We start from the raw sequence: 1,890 nt of genomic DNA, 5'->3' as shown, positions 1-1,890 counted from the left end.
GACCCCGCAAAGGAGGCGTACTCACCGGCCCGGAACAACCCGGACAAACCTGTTCATTGATATTCCACCCATGAGCACCCGCCGAAGAACATATGCCTTCGCAGCGGGCTTTACTCCTGGAAACCGTGCATCCAACACTGTGGAAGAACACACCAGTTTCAGGTGCTCCTTAGAAAGGAGGTGATCCAGCCGCACCTTCCGGTACGGCTACCTTGTTACGACTTAGTCCCAATCGCCGGTCCCACCTTCGACGGCTCCCTCCCACAAGGGGTTAGGCCACCGGCTTCGGGTGTTACCAACTTTCGTGACTTGACGGGCGGTGTGTACAAGGCCCGGGAACGTATTCACCGCAGCGTTGCTGATCTGCGATTACTAGCGACTCCAACTTCATGAGGTCGAGTTGCAGACCTCAATCCGAACTGAGACCGGCTTTTTGGGATTAGCTCCACCTCACAGTATCGCAACCCTTTGTACCGGCCATTGTAGCATGCGTGAAGCCCAAGACATAAGGGGCATGATGATTTGACGTCGTCCCCACCTTCCTCCGAGTTGACCCCGGCAGTCTCCTATGAGTCCCCGGCATAACCCGCTGGCAACATAGAACGAGGGTTGCGCTCGTTGCGGGACTTAACCCAACATCTCACGACACGAGCTGACGACAACCATGCACCACCTGTAAACCGGCCACAAGTGGGGAGCGTATTTCTACGCTTTACCGGTTCATGTCAAGCCTTGGTAAGGTTCTTCGCGTTGCATCGAATTAATCCGCATGCTCCGCCGCTTGTGCGGGCCCCCGTCAATTCCTTTGAGTTTTAGCCTTGCGGCCGTACTCCCCAGGCGGGGCACTTAATGCGTTAGCTACGGCGCGGAAAACGTGGAATGTCCCCCACACCTAGTGCCCAACGTTTACGGCATGGACTACCAGGGTATCTAATCCTGTTCGCTCCCCATGCTTTCGCTCCTCAGCGTCAGTTACAGCCCAGAGACCTGCCTTCGCCATCGGTGTTCCTCCTGATATCTGCGCATTTCACCGCTACACCAGGAATTCCAGTCTCCCCTACTGCACTCTAGTCTGCCCGTACCCACTGCAGACCCGGGGTTGAGCCCCGGGCTTTCACAGCAGACGCGACAAACCGCCTACGAGCTCTTTACGCCCAATAATTCCGGATAACGCTTGCGCCCTACGTATTACCGCGGCTGCTGGCACGTAGTTAGCCGGCGCTTCTTCTGCAGGTACCGTCACTTTCGCTTCTTCCCTGCTGAAAGAGGTTTACAACCCGAAGGCCGTCATCCCTCACGCGGCGTCGCTGCATCAGGCTTCCGCCCATTGTGCAATATTCCCCACTGCTGCCTCCCGTAGGAGTCTGGGCCGTGTCTCAGTCCCAGTGTGGCCGGTCACCCTCTCAGGCCGGCTACCCGTCGTCGCCTTGGTGGGCCATTACCCCAACCAACAAGCTGATAGGCCGCGAGTCCATCCAAAACCGCATAAAGCTTTCCACCCCCATGGCATGCGCCAGGAGGTCGTATCCGGTATTAGACCCGGTTTCCCAGGCTTATCCCGAAGTCAAGGGCAGGTTACTCACGTGTTACTCACCCGTTCGCCACTAATCATTCTGTGCAAGCACAGAAGTCATCGTTCGACTTGCATGTGTTAAGCACGCCGCCAGCGTTCATCCTGAGCCAGGATCAAACTCTCCGTAAATGTGTTACAGACACACAACCGGAGCCAAGGAAAATTGGCTGCACAGTCATGCACTAAATTCGAAACCAGCTAAAAAAACCATCCACACCCACGGGGTGGGCAGGACAGCCAATTCAACCAATCAATAAATAATCGGTATCAATAAACTTGGCACACTATTGAGTTCTCAAACAACAGGCACATCCGGC

Annotated in this window: 1 rRNA gene; it reads right to left on the bottom strand. The window is 55.6% G+C overall.

From position 1 onward, the window contains the following. Window positions 1–173 precede the first annotated feature (173 nt). Window positions 174–1,702 (bottom strand): 16S ribosomal RNA (locus tag ACWGQ2_RS18300). Window positions 1,703–1,890: the final 188 nt, after the last annotated feature.

The organism is Arthrobacter sp. NPDC055585 (genome assembly GCF_053619115.1).
Note: the sequence above shows the minus strand (reverse complement) of the source record. Positions and strands in the feature narration are given on the sequence as shown.